This is a genomic window from Streptomyces mirabilis (assembly GCF_018310535.1).
Classification (GTDB): domain Bacteria; phylum Actinomycetota; class Actinomycetes; order Streptomycetales; family Streptomycetaceae; genus Streptomyces.
This window is the reverse complement of record NZ_CP074102.1, coordinates 2,111,569-2,128,823: the sequence shown is the minus strand read 5'-3', so window position 1 is coordinate 2,128,823 and position 17,255 is coordinate 2,111,569. Positions and strand designations below refer to the sequence as shown.

General features: G+C 71.6%; 9 protein-coding genes. 5 read left to right on the top strand and 4 right to left on the bottom strand.

The window, feature by feature from the left end; translation table 11 throughout:
- Window positions 1-40: 40 nt before the first annotated feature.
- On the top strand, window positions 41-493 hold the full coding sequence (locus SMIR_RS09130; protein ID WP_168496134.1) for a bifunctional DNA primase/polymerase: 453 nt from the start codon (window positions 41-43) through the stop codon (window positions 491-493).
- Between the two features lie 111 nt (window positions 494-604).
- Window positions 605-2,413, top strand: a complete 1,809-nt coding sequence (locus tag SMIR_RS09125; RefSeq protein ID WP_168496136.1) for a chitinase — start codon at window positions 605-607, stop codon at window positions 2,411-2,413.
- On the opposite strand, the gene SMIR_RS09120 is transcribed toward SMIR_RS09125, so the two are convergent.
- Together SMIR_RS09120 and gabT are read right to left on the bottom strand one after the other, a co-directional pair.
- Window positions 2,401-3,219, bottom strand: a complete 819-nt coding sequence (locus SMIR_RS09120) for a phosphatase PAP2 family protein (protein WP_248003153.1) — start codon at window positions 3,217-3,219, stop codon at window positions 2,401-2,403. The genes SMIR_RS09125 and SMIR_RS09120 overlap by 13 nt on opposite strands.
- Before the next feature lie 200 nt (window positions 3,220-3,419).
- Complete coding sequence (gabT, locus tag SMIR_RS09115) at window positions 3,420-4,754, bottom strand: 4-aminobutyrate--2-oxoglutarate transaminase (protein WP_168496140.1); 1,335 nt, start codon at window positions 4,752-4,754, stop codon at window positions 3,420-3,422.
- Between the two features lie 320 nt (window positions 4,755-5,074).
- Between gabT and SMIR_RS09110 the strand changes: the two genes are divergently transcribed.
- From SMIR_RS09110 to SMIR_RS09100, 3 genes are all read left to right on the top strand, one after another.
- Window positions 5,075-7,516: an ATP/GTP-binding protein gene (locus SMIR_RS09110; protein WP_168496142.1), complete on the top strand. Its 2,442-nt coding sequence runs from the start codon at window positions 5,075-5,077 to the stop codon at window positions 7,514-7,516.
- A gap of 129 nt (window positions 7,517-7,645) precedes the next feature.
- Window positions 7,646-9,307, top strand: a complete 1,662-nt coding sequence (locus tag SMIR_RS09105; RefSeq protein WP_212726863.1) for a PucR family transcriptional regulator — start codon at window positions 7,646-7,648, stop codon at window positions 9,305-9,307.
- 302 nt (window positions 9,308-9,609) lie between these two features.
- The gene (locus tag SMIR_RS09100; RefSeq protein WP_168496146.1) at window positions 9,610-11,055 is read left to right on the top strand and encodes an aldehyde dehydrogenase family protein; all 1,446 of its coding nucleotides are present in this window, start codon (window positions 9,610-9,612) and stop codon (window positions 11,053-11,055) included.
- 109 nt (window positions 11,056-11,164) lie between these two features.
- Here the strand turns inward: SMIR_RS09100 and SMIR_RS09095 are convergent, their stop codons facing one another.
- Complete coding sequence (locus tag SMIR_RS09095) at window positions 11,165-13,606, bottom strand: alpha-L-rhamnosidase-related protein (protein ID WP_249938403.1); 2,442 nt, start codon at window positions 13,604-13,606, stop codon at window positions 11,165-11,167.
- A gap of 600 nt (window positions 13,607-14,206) precedes the next feature.
- Window positions 14,207-17,059, bottom strand: coding sequence for a glycoside hydrolase family 3 C-terminal domain-containing protein (locus SMIR_RS09090; protein WP_212726861.1), 2,853 nt, complete (start codon window positions 17,057-17,059; stop codon window positions 14,207-14,209).
- Window positions 17,060-17,255: the final 196 nt, after the last annotated feature.

The window sequence follows — 17,255 nt, the reverse complement described above, 5'->3', positions numbered from 1 at the left end:
GTGACGCGACCAGCGTCGACACGAGGAGGGGGGTTCCGCCATGACAGGGGCCGAGACGGCGGTCGAGTGGCTGGCATCCGTTGCGCCGGATCCCGAGGCCTGCCGCCGGGAATGGGAGCGCAATCCGCAGGGGGTCGCGCTGCTGCCGGCCGGCAGGCTCTGGGACGTACTGATCCTGCCGGGCGAGCTCGGCTATCCCACGCTCGACGTGCTGATCCGGGTGATCGACCAACTCGGTCCGGTGCTCGTCGACTTCGGCGACGCCCGGACGGGTTTCTTCGTGCCGCCCGGCACCGCGGCGCGCTGGCTCGGCACGGGGGTGCGCACGGCGGGGCGCGGTACGTGGATCGTGGTGCCGTACCCGGGACGGACCACCGGCGGGGTCCGCTGGCTGATCCCGCCGGACGGCACCGGGACGCTCACCGATCCGGCGCTGCTGGAACTGGCCATGCACGAGGCGGCGGCGGGCATCGCCGGAAACGAGGATCGATAGCCGCCACGGGGACGGCCCCCGGTAACGGCCAAAGGTCTTGACAACAGGATTGGTCTGGACCAAGTTGGGCCCGCTCCACCCTCCTGAATTCCCCCATGCCCGGAGGCAGTTGTGGATCGCACCGAACGCACCAGACCGTCCACGCGTCAGAGGCTGCTCGCCGTGTGCACGGCCACCGTTCTGGCCGTACCCGGCCTCGCCGCACTCTCTTCGGCCGCCCGCGCGGCCGACGCGGACCTGGTCAGGAACGGCGGATTCGAGGCGGGCCTCGACGGCTGGACCTGTACGGCGGGCGCCGTCGTCAACTCACCTGTACGGAGCGGCAGTTCGGCGTTGCGGGCGACCCCGGCCGGCAGCGACTACGCGCAGTGCTCCCAGACGGTGACCGTCAAACCCGACTCCCAGTACACCCTCGCCGGATACGTCCGGGGCAGTTACGTCTACCTCGGCGCGAGCGGCACCGGCACCACCGACGTCTCCACCTGGACCCAGTCCGCCCCCGACTGGCAGCAGCTCACCACCACCTTCCGCACCGGCCCGTCCACCACCAAGGTCACCCTCTACACCCACGGTTGGTACGGCACCGGCGCGTACTACGCCGACGACGTCTCCCTCGTCGGCCCCGGCGCCGATCCGGGACAGCCCCCGGCCGCGCCCACCGGCCTGGCCGTCGGCACGGTCACGTCCTCCACCGTCGCCCTGTCCTGGTCACCGGTCACCGGCGCGACGGGCTACGCCGTCTACCGCGACGGGGTGAAGGTCCAGACGGCCACCGACACCTCGACCACCGTGAGCGGCCTCGCGCCCTCGACGGCGTACGCCTTCCAGGTCGCGGCGGTGAACGACGCGGGGGAGTCGGCGAAGTCGGCGACGGCCACGGCGACGACGTCCACGGGCTCGGGAGGCTCCACCGGGCACGCCCTGGTCGGCTACCTCCACGCGAGCTTCGCCAACGGCTCCGGCTACACCCGCATGGCCGACGTCCCCGACAGCTGGGACATCATCGACCTGGCCTTCGGTGAGCCGACCTCCACCACCTCCGGCGACATCCGTTTCACCCGCTGCCCCGTCACCGAGTGCCCGACCGCCGAGAGCGACGCCGACTTCAAGGCCGCGATCAAGGCCAAGCAGGCCGCGGGCAAGAAGGTGCTGATCTCGATCGGCGGCCAGAACGGGCAGGTGCAGTTGACGACGACGGCCGCCCGCGACACCTTCGTGTCCTCCGTCTCGAAGATCATCGACACCTACGGCCTGGACGGCCTGGACATCGACTTCGAGGGCCATTCGCTCTCCCTGGACGCGAACGACACCAACTTCAAGAGCCCGACCACACCGGTGATCGTGAACCTGATCTCGGCCCTGAAGACCCTGAAGGCCAAGTACGGCGCCAAGTTCGTCCTGACGATGGCCCCGGAGACCTTCTTCGTCCAGCTCGGCTACCAGTACTACGGCACGGGCAAGTGGGGCGGCCAGGACCCGCGGGCCGGCGCCTACCTCCCCGTCATCTACGCCCTGCGCGACGACCTGACCCTTCTGCACGTCCAGGACTACAACTCCGGGTCGATCATGGGCCTCGACAACCAGTACCACTCCATGGGCGGCGCCGACTTCCACATCGCGATGACCGACATGCTGCTGACCGGCTTCCCGGTCGCGGGCGACGCGAACAACGTCTTCCCGCCCCTGCGGCCGGACCAGGTGGCGATCGGCATGCCGGCGTCGACGAACGCGGGCAACGGTTACGTCGCGCCGTCCGAGGTCACCAAGACCCTGGACTGCCTGACCAAGAAGACCAACTGCGGCTCGTACGCCACGCACGGCACCTGGCCGGGGCTGCGCGGCCTGATGACGTGGTCGATCAACTGGGACCGCTTCGGAAGCTGGGAGTTCCAGCGGACGTTCGACGGCTATTTCGGCTGACGGCCGTTTCGGCCGAGGAAGAGCCGGAGCAAGAGCAGCAGCACCGCGCAGAGGCACCAACTGGCCGCCACGTCCAGCGGCCAGTGGTAGCCCCGCCGGACCAGGCCGAAGGCGACTCCCAGGTTCAGGGCGAGACAGCCGACGAGCAGAGCGCGGCGGGCCCCGGCCCCCCGCAGCCACGGAATCAGCACCAGGGCCGCACCGCCGTACGCGATGACGGCGGTGGCGGTGTGGCCCGAGGGATAGAAGCCCGTGCCAGGGCCCATGACCGGCGGGCCCGGCCGGGCGACCAGCTCTTTCAAAGGCACGATCAATGCCGGAACGACCGCCATCAAGGCCGCCGCCGCGAGGGACGGCAGCCACCAGTGCTCCCGCCCGGCCGCGCGGGCCCGCCACGCCACGTACCCGAGCACGACGGCCAGGACCGGCACCGCGACCGTGACATTGCCCAGGTCGGCCAGCAGTTCGGAGACGCGGTCGGGGTGGACGAGACGGCCGCTGAGGCGTTCGTCCGCGCGGGCGAGGGGGCCGTGGGCCGCGACCTGCCAGGTGATCAGCGCGAAGAGGAGGGCCGGAAGCCCGAGGAAGCCGAGAAGTCCGGAACGCCCGAGGAGGAAGGTCGGCCGCCCCGGAACAGGGGGGGTAGTTCCGAGGCGGCCGTCCAGATCGGGTCGTCGCGCGCCCCGGGGGGTTTGGGGCGTGCGACTGTCCGATCGGTGAGGAGATCCGGAGCCGGAAGCTCCGGGTGTGTGCGCGAGGGCACGACCAGGGCGAAGCTGGGGAGGCCTCGACCCGGTGTCACCCACAGTCCCCTGTGGGCGGGGTGTATCTCTCATCTGGGTAGAACCTACGGCAGGGGATCCGGCTCCGACAGGCGGAATCGCGTCCCGTCATGCACCTCGCACACGTTCTTCACACGCTCTGACCCCGGTCGCCGCAGCCCCGGAACCAAGCGGAGTCCGCTCGGGGCGGCCGTCCTGGTTCCGGGGCTGCGGCGGGTGGGGCGTCAGATACGGGCGAAGGCCTGCTCGATGATGTCGAGGCCCTCGTTCAGCAGGTCCTCACCGATGACCAGCGGCGGCAGGAAGCGGAGGACATTGCCGTAGGTGCCACAGGTCAGGACCAGCAGGCCCTCCTGGTGGCAGGCCTTGGCGAGCGCGGCGGTCGCCTCCGCGTTGGGCTCCTTGGTGGCGCGGTCCTTGACCAGCTCGATGGCGATCATGCCGCCACGGCCGCGGACGTCGCCGATGACGTCGAACTTCTCGGCCATCGCGCCGAGGCGGGCCTTCATGACGGCCTCGATGTTCTTCGCCTTGGCGTTGAGGTCGAGCTCCTTCATCGTCTCGATCGCGCCGAGCGCGCCCGCGCAGGCCACGGGGTTGCCGCCGTAGGTGCCGCCCAGGCCACCCGCGTGCGCGGCGTCCATGATCTCGGCGCGGCCGGTCACGGCGGCGAGCGGCAGACCGCCCGCGATGCCCTTGGCCGTGGTGATCAGGTCCGGGACGATGCCCTCGTCCTCGCACGCGAACCACTGGCCAGTGCGGCAGAAGCCGGACTGGATCTCGTCCGCGACGAAGACGATGCCGTTGTCCTTGGCGAACTTGCTGATGGCGGGAAGGAAGCCCTTCGCGGGCTCGATGAAGCCGCCCTCGCCGAGCACCGGCTCGATGATGATCGCGGCGACGTTATCGGCGCCGATCTGCTTGTTGATCATGTCGATCGCCTGGGCGGAGGCCTCGGCGCCGGCGTTCTCCGGGCCGGTCAGCCAGCGGTAGCCGTACGCCACCGGCACCCGGTAGACCTCGGGCGCGAACGGGCCGAAGCCGTGCTTGTACGGCATGTTCTTGGCGGTCAGCGCCATCGTGAGGTTCGTACGGCCGTGGTAGCCGTGGTCGAAGACGACGACGGCCTGGCGCTTGGTGTACGCACGGGCGATCTTGACGGCGTTCTCGACGGCCTCGGCGCCCGAGTTGAACAGGGCGGACTTCTTGACGTGGTCACCCGGCGTGAGCTCGGCCAGCGCCTCGGCGACGGCGACGTAGCCCTCGTACGGCGTGACCATGAAACAGGTGTGGGTGAAGTCCTGGAGCTGCGCGGAGGCCCGGCGTACGACGGCCTCGGCGCTCGCGCCGACGGAGGTCACGGCGATTCCGGAGCCGAAGTCGATCAGACGGTTGCCGTCGACGTCCTCGATGATGCCGCCGCCGGCGCGCGTGGTGAAGACAGGGAGCACCGAACCCACACCGGCCGCGACCGCGGCGGTGCGTCGGGCCTGCAGTTCCTGCGACTTCGGGCCGGGGATGGCGGTGACGACGCGGCGCTCCTGCGGAAGTGCGGTCATGAGGGGCTCCCTGATGATCTTGCGAACCGGACGGCCCCGCGGCGGACGGGGTGCGCCGGGCGGGGTGTTTTCGGACTCTTGACTTCTTTCTTCGCAGGCTAGGGCCGGGAACGGAGGGTCGGCATGCTCCATGTGGGCGTTGTCGGAGGAATCCGTTGTCCGCGGTGGACATAGAGGGGCGGGAGGCTGATGGTCCCGGTCCGCCACCGCTCCGCCCGGGGAAGGCGCGGACCCGGCCGCGTAAACGGTGAACTCCCCCCGCGGGGGCACTAGATTGACTCGCGGACGAAGCACGGCGCGGCTGGTCAGGGGGCAGGGCGATGGACAGCGACGGGACGCAGGACGCGCGGGGCGGGCATACCGGTGCCGTGCCGGGGCCCGCCGTGCCGCCGCCACCCGGGCCTCCGCCACCTGGAGTACCCCCCGTACCGAGGGGAACGCCGCCGCGGCCCACGGGTCTGCCGTCCGTGCCGGAGCAGTCCCCGGCCCCCCGGCCCACCGTCGCGGACTGGCTCAACAAGCCGCGACCCGCCGCTGGACCCGGGATCTGGCGGTACGGATACCGGGTGCGTCACCCGTCGAAGGGGCGGGAGCGGCTCTCGCCGGTCACGATCGTCGGGCTCGCGGTCCCGCTCGTGGTGGCACTGGTCGTCTGGTCGCTGTGGCGCCACGGCAGCGTCCCCTACATGTGGGTCGTGCTGAAGGTGTTCACACCGGACGACTGGTGGTGGAGCGGCACCACCTCGCCCAAGGTGTGGCAGGGGGCGGAGGCCGTCGAGGTCTACAACGGGGTCTTCTTCGGCGTGCTGGTCTACACCATGGGCCGGCTGGGGAGCTGGCCCGAGGTCGTCCGCCACTACGTCACCGCCCGGCCCCAGCCCCTGCGCGCCGCCCTCGCCGCGCTGGGCGCACTGATCGCCCTGACGTTCGTCTTCCCGAACGCCTTCCCCGGAGTCGGCTGGGACGCCCTGCCGGTCGTCGCCCCGCTGTTCTCCCTCGTGGCCCTGGTCTCCGGCGGCTATGACCTGTTCCAGTCGCAGCTGATCACCGACGGGCTCTACACGCTGATCACCCTGCTCGTGGTGTGGCCGTTCGCCCGTATCGGCGCCTGGCGGAGATACGCCAGGGAGTGGCTCGCCGCCCGAGCCGCGCGCAACGAGGCACAGGAGGCCGGCAGCGCGAAGTTCGCGCCGGACCTGCCCGCCGCCCAGTGGCCCGAACTCCGTGACGCCGGACAGCACGAGGCGGCGGAGCTGCTCACCGCCGAAGTGCTCGGCGGTCGGATGAACGACGTGGACTGCGCCCGGGTGCGGCGCGCGTGGACCACGGCGAAATGGGACGCCACGCGCCTGGCCGCCTTCGTCGACACCGTGCTACGACGGGGCGGGGCGGCCTGGACGCATCCCTCCGGGGCCCGGGACCTGCCCGCCCGCACCGCGGCGCACGACGTGCTCGCGGGGCAGGTGCGCATCGGGCGGTGGACGACCGGGGACCGTACCCCGGAGGCCTACGACGGCGGGGGCGCGGCCCTCGACCCGGAGGCCCTGGGCACCTCCCTGCTCGCCGTCGGGCCGTCCGGCTCCGGGAAGACCCGGCACCTGGTCGGCCCCGTCGTCGAGTCGCTCGCCCTGCAGGCGCTCACCGGGCGGTGCGCCGTCGTCGCGGTCGCCGCCGCCGGGACGCCGCTCGGCCCGGACTCGGCCTTCGACGTCGTGGTGAAGATCGGCGACCCCGCCTCCGTCCACGACCTCGATCTGTACGCGGACTCCGACGACCCCGACGAAGCGGCCTCCTTCCTCGCCGAAGGGCTGGCCGGGGACCTCGACGCGGTGGCCGGCCAGCGGGCCACCACCGCGCTCGCCCAACTCCTCGGCCCCTACCGGGCCGTGCACGGCACGTTCCCGCCCATGTCCGTCCTGCGGGAACTCCTGGAAGGCGTACCGGCGGCCCTGACCGCCCTGCACCAAGCCCTCTCGGGACCGCAGCACGCCGGAATGCGCCGCGAACTGGAAGCCCGCATGAGGCAGGTCGGCAGCCCGTCCGACGCGGGCCCGGCGCTCGCCGACCGGCTGGCGCTCCTGGACCGGCCGGCATTCGCCGACTTCTTCGGCGCGGGCGGCACCACCCGCGCCTTCTCGCTGCGCGCCGTGGCCCACCATCCGCTGCGGGTGCGCATCGACCTGCCCGAGCACGGACACGAGGAGGCCGCCCGGCTGCTCGCCCGGCTCGTACTGGCCCAGTTCACCGCCGTCGTACGAGGCGGCGAGCGCCCGCACTTCGCCTGCCTGGTCCTCGACGACGCCACCGGAACGCTGACGCCCGACTCCGTACGCCGCATCCAGCGCCTGCGCTCCCAGAACGCGGGGGTGGTGCTCGCCCTGCGCACGATCGGCGACATCCCCGAGGCGCTGCACGGGCCGCTGTACGGCGCCGTGGGCTGTCGGATGGCGTTCTCCGGCGTCACGACCTGGGACGGCAGCCGCTTCGCCCACGCCTGGGGCACGGAGTGGGTCGAAACCCGCGACGTGGCCAAGCACACCGTCTTCGCGGATCAGCCGATGACCCGGGCCATCCACGCCCTGCGCAAGCTGGTCACCGGAAAGGCCGTCACCACGGACGCGGTGACCATAAGGAAGGTCGAGCGGGAGCGGTGGTCGGCGTCCGAGCTGGCGCACGAGGTGCCGCCGGGGCACGCGGTACTGTCGCTCACCACGGTGGGGGGAGAGCACGCGCCGCCGTTGCTGGTGGATCTGCGGAGCTAGGGCCTCCGGACACAAGGTCACCGGCGGACCGTACGGTGAGGCAGAATCGACATAGGTCGTTCATACGTTGCGGCCAAAAGATCACACCGTCCGTGACCGTCGAAGATCCTGTGAAGACCTGAAGGTCCCATGCGCCCCACGCTCGCCTCGATCGTCCACCACTCCGCGCTCAAACTGACCGTGCGGGCGGGCGAGGACCGTCTGGACGTACCCGTCCGCTGGGCCCACGTCAGCGAGCTCGCCGACCCCGTGCCGTACATGGAGGGCGGGGAACTGCTGCTGATCACCGCGCTCCAGCTGGACGCGGAGGATCCGGACGTCATGCGGCGCTATGTGAAGCGGCTGGTGGGAGCCGGAGTCGTCGGGCTCGGCTTCGCCGTCGGGGTCAACTACGACGAGATCCCGAAGGCCCTGGTCGACGCGGCGGAGGAAGAGGGCCTGCCGCTCCTGGAGGTCCCCCGCCGCACCCCCTTCCTGGCCATCAGCAAGGCGGTGTCGGCCGCGATCGCCGCGGACCAGTACCGGGCCGTGACGGCGGGCTTCGCCGCGCAGCGCGAACTGACGAAGCAGGCCCTGAACGACGGCCCCGAGGGGCTGCTGTCGGCGCTCGCAGGACAGGTGGACGGCTGGGCGGCCCTGTACGACGCGTCCGGCGCCGTCGTCGCCACCGCGCCCGAGTGGGCCGGGCGGCGGGCCGCGCGGCTCACCCCCGACGTGGAACGGCTGCGGGAGCGCCCCGCGCCCGCCAGCTCCGTCGTCGGCGGCGAGGACCGCGTGGAACTCCACTCCCTCGGCACCGGCCGCCGCCCCCGCGCCGCGCTCGCCGTCGGAACGGCCGCCGCCCTCGGCACCGCCGAGCGCTACGCCGTGCACTCCGCGATCGCACTGCTGACCCTCACCACCGAACGCTCACGGTCGCTGCACGCCGGCGAACAGCGCATCGGGGCGGCGGTGCTGCGCATGCTGCTCGCCGGGCAGCCCGAGCACGCGCGGACCGTGGCCGGAGACCTCTACGGGGAACTGCTCGACGCGCCCTTCCGGCTGATCCTCGCCGAGTCGGCGTCCGCTTCGGCGGCGCGGGCGCACGCGGACGGGCACGCGCGCGTGGCCGCCGCGAAACCGTCCAAGGCCCCCGTCGTGGTGCCGGACCCGACGAACGGCGACCCGCTCGGCGGGCTCGCCGAGATCGTCGAGTCGGCCGCCGCCCGCTCCGGCGAGTCCGTGCTCGTCGTGCCCGACGGGGAGCGGCTGGTCGTGCTCGCCGTGGACGGAGGCGCGGCGGTGACGGCGTGCGGGGAGTACGCGGCCGCGCTGGACGCCGCGCGGATCGCTACCCGGGAGCAGCCCGTCGGCGACGAGGACGAACTGGTCGTCGGGTTGTCGGCGCCCGCCGGGCCGATCGCCGCGGCCGCCGCATACAAGCAGGCCGAGCAGGCGCTGTCCGTGGCCCGGCGGCGGGGGCGGTCGCTGGTCGAGCACGAGGAGCTGGCCGCGGGGTCCGTGCTGCCGTTGCTCGCCGATGATGCGGTGCGGGCGTTCGCGGACGGGTTGCTCCGCCCGCTGCACGAGCACGACGCCACCGGGCGGGGGGATCTGGTCGCCTCGCTGCGGGCGTGGCTGTCCCGGCACGGCCAGTGGGACGCCGCCGCCGCCGACCTGGGTGTGCACCGGCACACCCTGCGTTACCGGATGCGACGCGTCGAGGAGATCCTCGGCCGCTCCCTCGACGACCCCGACGTCCGCATGGAACTGTGGCTGGCGCTGAAGGCGACGGCGGCGGCGGGGGAGTAGGAACGCCGGGTGAGTTCTTCGTCCGCGGGTCGGCGGGGGTTGCCCGCGCAGTTCCCCGCGCCTCTGAAGGGGCGCGGGGAACTGCGCGGTCTTTCGGGGGTCCGGGGGCGGAGCCCCCGTGGGATGGGACGGGTAGGGGCGGCGGGGGCGAGGGAAACCCGGCGGTCACCTCGATCGTGCCAAAGCGGAGTGCCACGACCCGGTACTGCTACGTCCCGGACAAACGACCTCCCGCCGCCCCGGCCCTACCGTGGACCACGAACGCCAAGGACTCCTCAACCTCGGAAGGGCCGGGAATCGACATGACTTCCACCCACGCCTTCTGGCTCGCCGGCCGCCAGGCCACCGGTGAGACCACCTTCGATGTCACCTCGCCGTGGGACGGCCGGGTCGTCGGTCAGGTCAGCGTCCCGACCGAGGCACAGGTCGAGGAGGCCGTCGCCGCCGCGTACGCCGTACGCGACGAGTTCGCCGCCACCCCCGCCCACGTCCGCGCCGCCGCCCTCGACCACGTGAGCAAGCGCCTGGTCGAGCGCACCGAGGAGATCGCGCAGCTCATCTCCGCCGAGAACGGCAAGCCGATCAAGTGGGCCCGCGGCGAGGTCGGCCGCGCGGTGTCCGTCTTCCGGTTCGCCGCCGAGGAGGCCCGCCGCTTCAACGGCGGCGAGGCCCAGCGCCTCGACACCGACCTCGGCGGCCAGGGCCGCCTGGCCCTCACCCGCCGCTTCCCGAAGGGCGTCGTCCTCGGCATCGCGCCCTTCAACTTCCCTCTCAACCTGTGCGCCCACAAGATCGCCCCGGCCATCGCCGCCGGCGCGCCGATCATCCTGAAGCCGGCGCCCGCGACCCCGCTCTCCGGCCTGATCATCGGTGACCTGCTCGCCGAGACGGAGCTGCCGGCCGGCTCCTGGTCGATCCTCCCGGTCTCCAACGACCGGATGCCCGCCCTCGTCCAGGACGAGCGGCTCCCGGTCATCTCCTTCACCGGGTCCGAGAAGGTCGGCTACGCGATCATGGACTCGGTGCCGCGCAAGCACTGCACCCTGGAACTCGGCGGCAACGGCGCGGCCGTCGTCCTCGGCGACTGGGCGAGCGACGAGGACCTGGACTGGGCCGCGACCCGCATCGCCACCTTCTCCAACTACCAGGGCGGCCAGTCCTGCATCTCCGTGCAGCGCGTGATCGCGGACGCGTCGGTGTACGAGCGGCTGCTGCCGCGCATCGTCGCCGCCGTCGAGGCCCAGGTCACCGGCGACCCGTCCGACGACAAGACGGACGTCGGCCCGCTGGTCAGCGAGGACGCCGCCCAGCGCGTGGAGTCCTGGGTCGACGAGGCCGTCCGGTCCGGCGCCACCCTCCTCACCGGCGGCAAGCGCGACGGTGCCTCCTACGCGCCGACCGTGCTCGCCGACGTACCGGCCGAGGCGACGATCTCCTGCGAGGAGGTCTTCGGACCGGTCCTCACCGTGCGCAGGGTGGACGGGGAGGCGGAGGCCTTCGCCGCCGTCAACGACTCCAAGTACGGCCTCCAGGCAGGCGTGTTCACGCACGACCTGCAGGTCGCCTTCCGCGCCCACCGCGCGCTGGAGGTCGGTGGCGTGGTCGTCGGCGACGTGCCGTCCTACCGTGCCGACCAGATGCCCTACGGCGGTGTGAAGCAGTCCGGTGTCGGCCGCGAGGGCGTCAAGTTCGCGATGGACGACTACACGTACGAGCGGGTCCTCGTGCTGACGGGCCTCGCGCTCTAAGGAGCACGAGAGTTTCAGAGGCGCGACAGTCGACGGCCGGAACCCACTGTGCGGGGGTTCCGGCCGTCGGCGTCGGCATCCTCATCCGCCCGGCACAGCAGACCGTCGGCTACCGAGGCGTCACGGTGAAGCGGTGAGCACCGGCGTGCAGAGCGGTGAGCGTCACGTAGCCGTCGACGACCTTCACGTCACCACGTGCGGCGCGGTGTCCGTCCCACACCTTGTCCCCGTTGACGCGCACCACCACGTCCTTGGCCGGTTGGGGGAGGACGACCACACCGACGGTGTGCTTCGGAGCGTGGACGGTCAGATCGAACCGTGCGCGGGAGTTGGTCCACGCGACCCCCAGCGGACCGTGCGGGGTGGGCAGTTCACCTTGCGCCCAGGCAACGCTCCCCAGGTGGGGACGCACCTCCCACTCGGTGTATCCCGGCGAGGTCGGCCGGCCGCCCAGGAGCTCGTGCGTCAGAGCCGGCAGAACTCCCGTCGACCACCCGTGGGCCATGCTGGTGAAACCGCCCTCGTAGAGCGACCCGTTGGGACCGATGCCCTCCCAGTTGGTGACGCCCGGGTCATGGCTGTCCATCCAGCCGTAGGTGCGCCGGATCTGGTCCAGTGCGGAGTCCGCGTGCCCGGTGAGGAAGCGGGCGACGATCTCCGGGTATGAGGTGAACGCGTACACGCGCTGCGAGGCGCCACCGAAAATGGTGTCGTTGTCCATGAACGCATTGCCGTAACGCAGCTGCGTGGTGGCATCGAGATGTGCGAGAGCGCTGGTGGCACGCTCGGAGTCGGCGACCCCCGCGGTGATGGCGATGGCATTGCCGTCCTGGGCGTGCCGGACCGGGCCGGTCGCGGAGTCGAGGTAGGCGCCCGCCGACTCGTCCCACAGATGGGTGTTGACCGCCTGGGTGACGTCGTCGGCGCGTCGCGCCCATCGTGTCGCGTCCGCGTCGTGCCCGAGCCACCGTGCCAGGCGCGCCGCGTCGTTGAGGGCCTGGACGTAGAGAGCGTTGTAGTAGGTGATCCGGCCGGTGCGGTCCAGGAAGGCGTAGTCGCCGTAGCCCGCGGTGTCGTTGAGTCCCTTGCTGAGCAGTCCGGCCGTGTCGGTGACGCCGGGATACCACGCGTCCAGGACCTTCAGCAGGTTCGGGTAGTAGTGGGCGGCGTAGGCCCGGTCCCCGGTGTACAGGACGTAGTCCCAGCTGCAGGTCACCCACCACAGGGGATAGTCGAACAGGTGAAGGTCGTAATGGGCGATGGATGCCGGGGGGATCCAGCCGTCGGCCCGCTGGTGGTCGGCGAGGTCCGCCAGGACGTTGCGCGCCGCGACCGCGGCGTCGTCGTGCGTGAGGTAAAGGGTCCGCGCGGACACCGCGAGGTCGCCGACGTAGGGGTCGCGGTCCCGCTTGGCGCCGTCCTGCAGAACCAGCCTTCCCTCGAGCGACTCGCTCCAGGCGTTGCGAGGATCGACGTCGTCACGGCGGAACGTGTCGGTGACGAGCTCGTTGGTGTACGACGCGCCGTACCAGTAGCGGTTCAAGTCCTCCTCGGAGCACTCGAACCAGCCACGGTAGGTATCCGGTGTCCCCAGATAGGCGCTGAACTCCAGGGCGACGGAATCGACCGCGACCGTGCCCCAGGGCTGCGCCGCGGGGGCGTCGGTGGTCAGGGCGTCCAGAGTGATCTTCAGGTACCGGAATCCGTGCAGTCCGTCCGCGTAGACCTTGTCCCCGGCCTGGAAGCCCTTGCGGTCGAGCCAGTCGGCGCCCTGGGCGGGAACGGCGAACTGGTCGGTTCCCTGGCCCGCTCCGCCGGCCTGGTCGGAGCGCGTGAAGTCGGAGCGGTCGCTCAAGAACTGCTTCGTCTCCGAAAACGCCAGGCGCACCCCAGGAGAGTTGTCGGAGGCCGAGGCGAAGCGGAGACGCGGATACCCCACGACGACCTTGCCGAAGTCGAGGGTCACACTCGGCGCGGCAACCACCGCGATCGGCTCGGGCCACACCTCGTTGACACGGGTGAAAGCGCCGTGTGGCGTGTCCTGGACCGCGGTCACCGTGATACGGATCCGGGTGGTGGTCACCGCCGCCGCGAACGGCACCGCACACTGGACGACATCGTTGTCTGCGATCGTGGCGACGGTCCGCCACTGCTCGTCCTGCCAGGCCTCGACAGTGAAATCGGTCGGCACGCCATCGCTGTTGGAGACGAGTGTGAGACCGGACAGCTCCTTCGGCGCAGGCAGCGTGATGGTCAGCGTGTCGGGTCCGGCGGCAATCGTGTCGTCGTTCCAGAACGTGTCCGGGTCTCCGTCGATGGCGTTGTCGGCCACGTAGGTGCGCGGCTTGCCGTCGTTGCCGTTGTTGCCGGCGTGTGCGGAGGACGCCTCGGCAACCGTTCCCTCGGGCCAGCTGGGCGGGACCGCCGGCTTCTCACGGTGCAGGACGGTCGCGGCCCCGCCCGCTCGCAGCAGGGCGTCGGGCCGTCGTACATCGCCGGTGGTGGCGATGACGTGGACCGGCCGCACGGTGGGGGAGGAGGGCGCCTGCACGTAGCGGTGCCAGGATCTGCTCCCCCCGGCTGCCCCGGGCGTGTCTTTTCCCAGGGGAGTCGCGCCGACTGACGCGGCCGCCGTTCCGGAAACAGTGACGGACAGTGCCACGGCACTGGCTCCCGCCACCACCACTGCGCGCCGGCCGGGGCCTGGCTGCGAAGCCTGCTCGTCACTCGGGCTCATGTTGCCTCATCTCTCATATTGATTGAAACGATTCAATCCCGGGGGGTGACGTGAAGCTATCGCAGGGCGTTCCCGCCGTACAGAGGTTGCACAGGGCGGGCCGCTCTCCGTGTAGGAATGGGTGGAAATGACCTGCCACCGCCCTGCGGAAGCCGCTGTGCGGCGTCGTCCAGGGCGGTGGTGAACAACCCCTTCCCCGCGCCCGCCACGCCCGCTGCCGCCGCGAGCCGGACATTCGCCACGGCCGGTGCGATGACATGGAATACCGGATCACGGGCCGCCGCGGCGCGGACACTCAAACGTTTCACGGGCTCGCTGGAACCGCGGTCGGCGGACGTTCCCCCTCCCCGCACGAAGGGCCCGGCACCGATGCCTTCCGGTGCCGGGCCCCTGGTGGTCGGCCTGTCCGGACCCTCAACCGGAGAAGTCGACCCGCGCGAGCCGCAGTGGGCCGCGCAGCCTGAGACGCAGGTGGTGCACACCGTCGGCCGCGAACTCGGCGCCGGTGGTGGTGTAGTCGTACGGGCCCTTCGTCCCGGCGAAGGTGACCGTCGCGAGTGACGGGCCCCTGTCCAGCGACACCTCGACGACTCCTTCGCCGGATGCCTCGACATCGACCCGCGTGACACCGCTTCCGAAGTCGCAGTCGCGGTAGGCGAGTTCGCTCGTCGCGTCGGCCCTCGGCGTCACCGCGTCGCCCGACACCTTCGTACGGTCGACGATCTCGATGTCCCGCTGTTCGTCGAAGTCGACTGCGTTCAGGCCGAGTTCGCTCACCGGGCGGGGGGCGGCGGGCTCGCCGGCGAGGTCGGTCGTGGTGCGCAGACGGATGTCCTCGCTGGATGCGCCCGCGAGGAGTTCGTACGCGCCCGGCTCCAGACGGGGCCTGCCGACCGCCACGTCCCAGAACTCCAGTGCGGAGAAGGGGAGTTCGAAGGTCAGCCGCTCCGAGGTGCCGGGGGCGAGGTGGAGGCGCCGGTGGGCCAGCAGCTCGCGGCGGGGGCGCGGCACCGACGGGTCCACGGCGCGCGCGTAGACCTGGGCCACCTCGTCCGCGGGCGCCTCGCCCGTGTTGGTGACCGTGAAGGAGACCTTCAGTGCGGCTTGCGCCTCGGTGACCTCCAGATCCTCGTACGCGAACGTCGTGTACGCGAGACCGTGGCCGAACGGGAACAGTGGGGTGCCCTCGAAGTACAGATACGTCTGGCGGCCGCCGATCACGTCGTAGTCGAGCAGGTCGGGCAGGTCCGTGTCGGAGGCGTACCAGGTCTGCGGGAGGCGGCCCGCGGGGGAGACGTCGCCGGCCAGGACGCGGGCCAGGGCGGTGCCCGCCGCCTGGCCGCCGTGGGCGGTCCACAGGACGGCGGGGAGGTCGGTGGGGTCCACCGCGTAGGGGTACGCCGAGACCAGGGCGAGGACGGTGTCCGGGTTCGCGGCGCGGGCGGCGCGCAGCAGGCGCTCCTGGTGGGCGGGGAGCCGGAGGGTGGTGCGGTCCTGCGTCTCGCGGCCGTTGATGTGCGGGTCGTTGCCCGCCACGACCACGACGACGTCGGCCGCCTGGGCCACGCGGGCCACGGCGTCCTCGCCGCGCTCGGTGAACTCCAGCTCGAAAATCTCCGGGGCGTCGTCGGCAACCCTGACGCCGTCGGCGGCGACGGAGAGGTGTCCACCCGTCCCGACATGCCTCAGGAGGTGGCCGCTCCCATGGGATCCGGAGCGGGAACCCGCCGGTTCGAGGCGGAACGTCTCCTGGACGACCCAGCCGCCCGGCTGGTCGGCGGACGCGCGGAGGTAGCCGTCCTCGGCCGAGAGGTAGCGGCCGTCGGGAGCCCGCAGGGTCAGCAGCCCCTCGCCCCAGTCGATCAGCGCGAGGTCGGTGCCGGTGGCGTCGGTGGTGAGGGGCGGCAGGTCCGTGCGGCCCGCGAGCAGGGCCGGGTCCAGCGCGCCCTCGGCGCCGCGCACCTCGTCGTCCGCGTCCCCGGCGAGGGGCACCGACAGATACGAACCGGAGGAGGTCCTCAGGCGTACGCGGTCCACGCCCTCGGCGAAGTCGACGTGCTCGGCGCCGAAGCGCTCGTACAGGCCCTCCAGCGGTGTGGAGCGCTGGATGAGTGTGCCGCTGTACCAGTCGAGCTTGCACTCGTCGGCGAGGAGGCCCACGACGGCGACGCGCACGCCCGGGCGCAGTGGCAGCAGGCCGTCGTTCTTGAGGAGGACGATTGCCTGCTCGGCCGCTTCCCGGGCGAGCGCGCGGTGGGCCGGGGTGTCGAAGTCCGAGACGCCGGCATGGGGGTCCGTGTGCGGGTCGAACTCGCCGAGCCGGAAGCGGATCGCGAGCTGGCGGCGGACGGCCGCGTCGATGTCCGCCTCGCTCAACAGGCCCTTCTCCAAGGCCCCTCGGACCCGGTCCACGATCTTCGAACCGTCCGTGCCGTGGTCCGTGAAGCTGTCGACCCCGGCGAGGATCGCGGCGGCGGTCGCCTCCTCGTGGGTGTCGAAGTAGTGCTCGGAGTCGACCAGGTTGGAGGGGGCACCCGCGTCGGAGCACACCAGGAGGTCCTGGTCCGTCCAGGTACGCAGGTGTTCCCGGAGGTATGGGGAGACGTGGTTGGGGCGGCCGTTGACCAGGTTGTACGCCGGCATCACGCCCGCCACCGCGCCCGCCTCGACGGTCGCGCGGAAGGCCCGCAGGTCGTACTCGTGCAGCACGCGCGGGCGGACCGAGGAGGAGGTGGTGTCCCTGGCCGTCTCGTTGTTGTGGGCGAGCCAGTGCTTGAGGACGGGGGCCGTGCGCCAGTGGTCGGGGTGGTCGCCGCGCAGACCCCGGGTGTACGCCGTGGCGATCGCGGAGGTGAGCTTCGGGTCCTCCGAGTAGCCCTCCTCGTTGCGGCCCCACAGCGGGTGGCGCAGCAGATTGACCGTGGGGGACCAGACGTTGAGGCCCACCCGGTCGTCGCGGGCACGCATCGCGCGGACCTCGGTCGAGACCGCCTCGCCGACGCGGCGTACGAGTTCGTCGTTCCAGGTCGCGCCGAGGCCGACGGCCTGGGGGAAGACCGTCGCCGGGCCCATCCAGGCCACACCGTGCAGCGCTTCCTGGCCGGTGCGGAACGCGGCCACCCCGAGCCGTTCCACGGCGGGCGCGAACTGGTGCAGGAACGCGATGCGCTCGTCGAGCGTGAGCCGCGCCAGCAGATCGTCGATGCGCTTCGCGAACGGCAGCCGCGGATCGCGAAAAGGCGGCGTAGGCGGCGTTTGTGCGGTCACGTGGTGATCCCTTTGCGGTGGAGCGACGGGGTGCTTTCGAAGCGCTTCGATGCTCGATCGCCCGAGGGGCGGGTGTCAAGACACCTCGACGCAACAACTCCGTTTCCTCATTGGCATTTCAAGCGCCGGATGAGTCCGGTCCAGTCCTCCACACCTCCGAGGAATCTTGGAATCGGCTCTTGTGCACCCCCAGGTG

Excerpts from the sequence above, each read along its gene's own strand:
- SMIR_RS09130 (WP_168496134.1), top strand. The coding sequence starts at position 41 with ATGACAGGGGCCGAGACGGCGGTCGAGTGGCTGGCATCCGTTGCGCCG.
- gabT (WP_168496140.1), bottom strand. The coding sequence starts at position 4,754 with ATGACCGCACTTCCGCAGGAGCGCCGCGTCGTCACCGCCATCCCCGGC.
- SMIR_RS09110 (WP_168496142.1), top strand. The coding sequence starts at position 5,075 with ATGGACAGCGACGGGACGCAGGACGCGCGGGGCGGGCATACCGGTGCC.
- SMIR_RS09105 (WP_212726863.1), top strand. The coding sequence starts at position 7,646 with ATGCGCCCCACGCTCGCCTCGATCGTCCACCACTCCGCGCTCAAACTG.
- SMIR_RS09100 (WP_168496146.1), top strand. The coding sequence starts at position 9,610 with ATGACTTCCACCCACGCCTTCTGGCTCGCCGGCCGCCAGGCCACCGGT.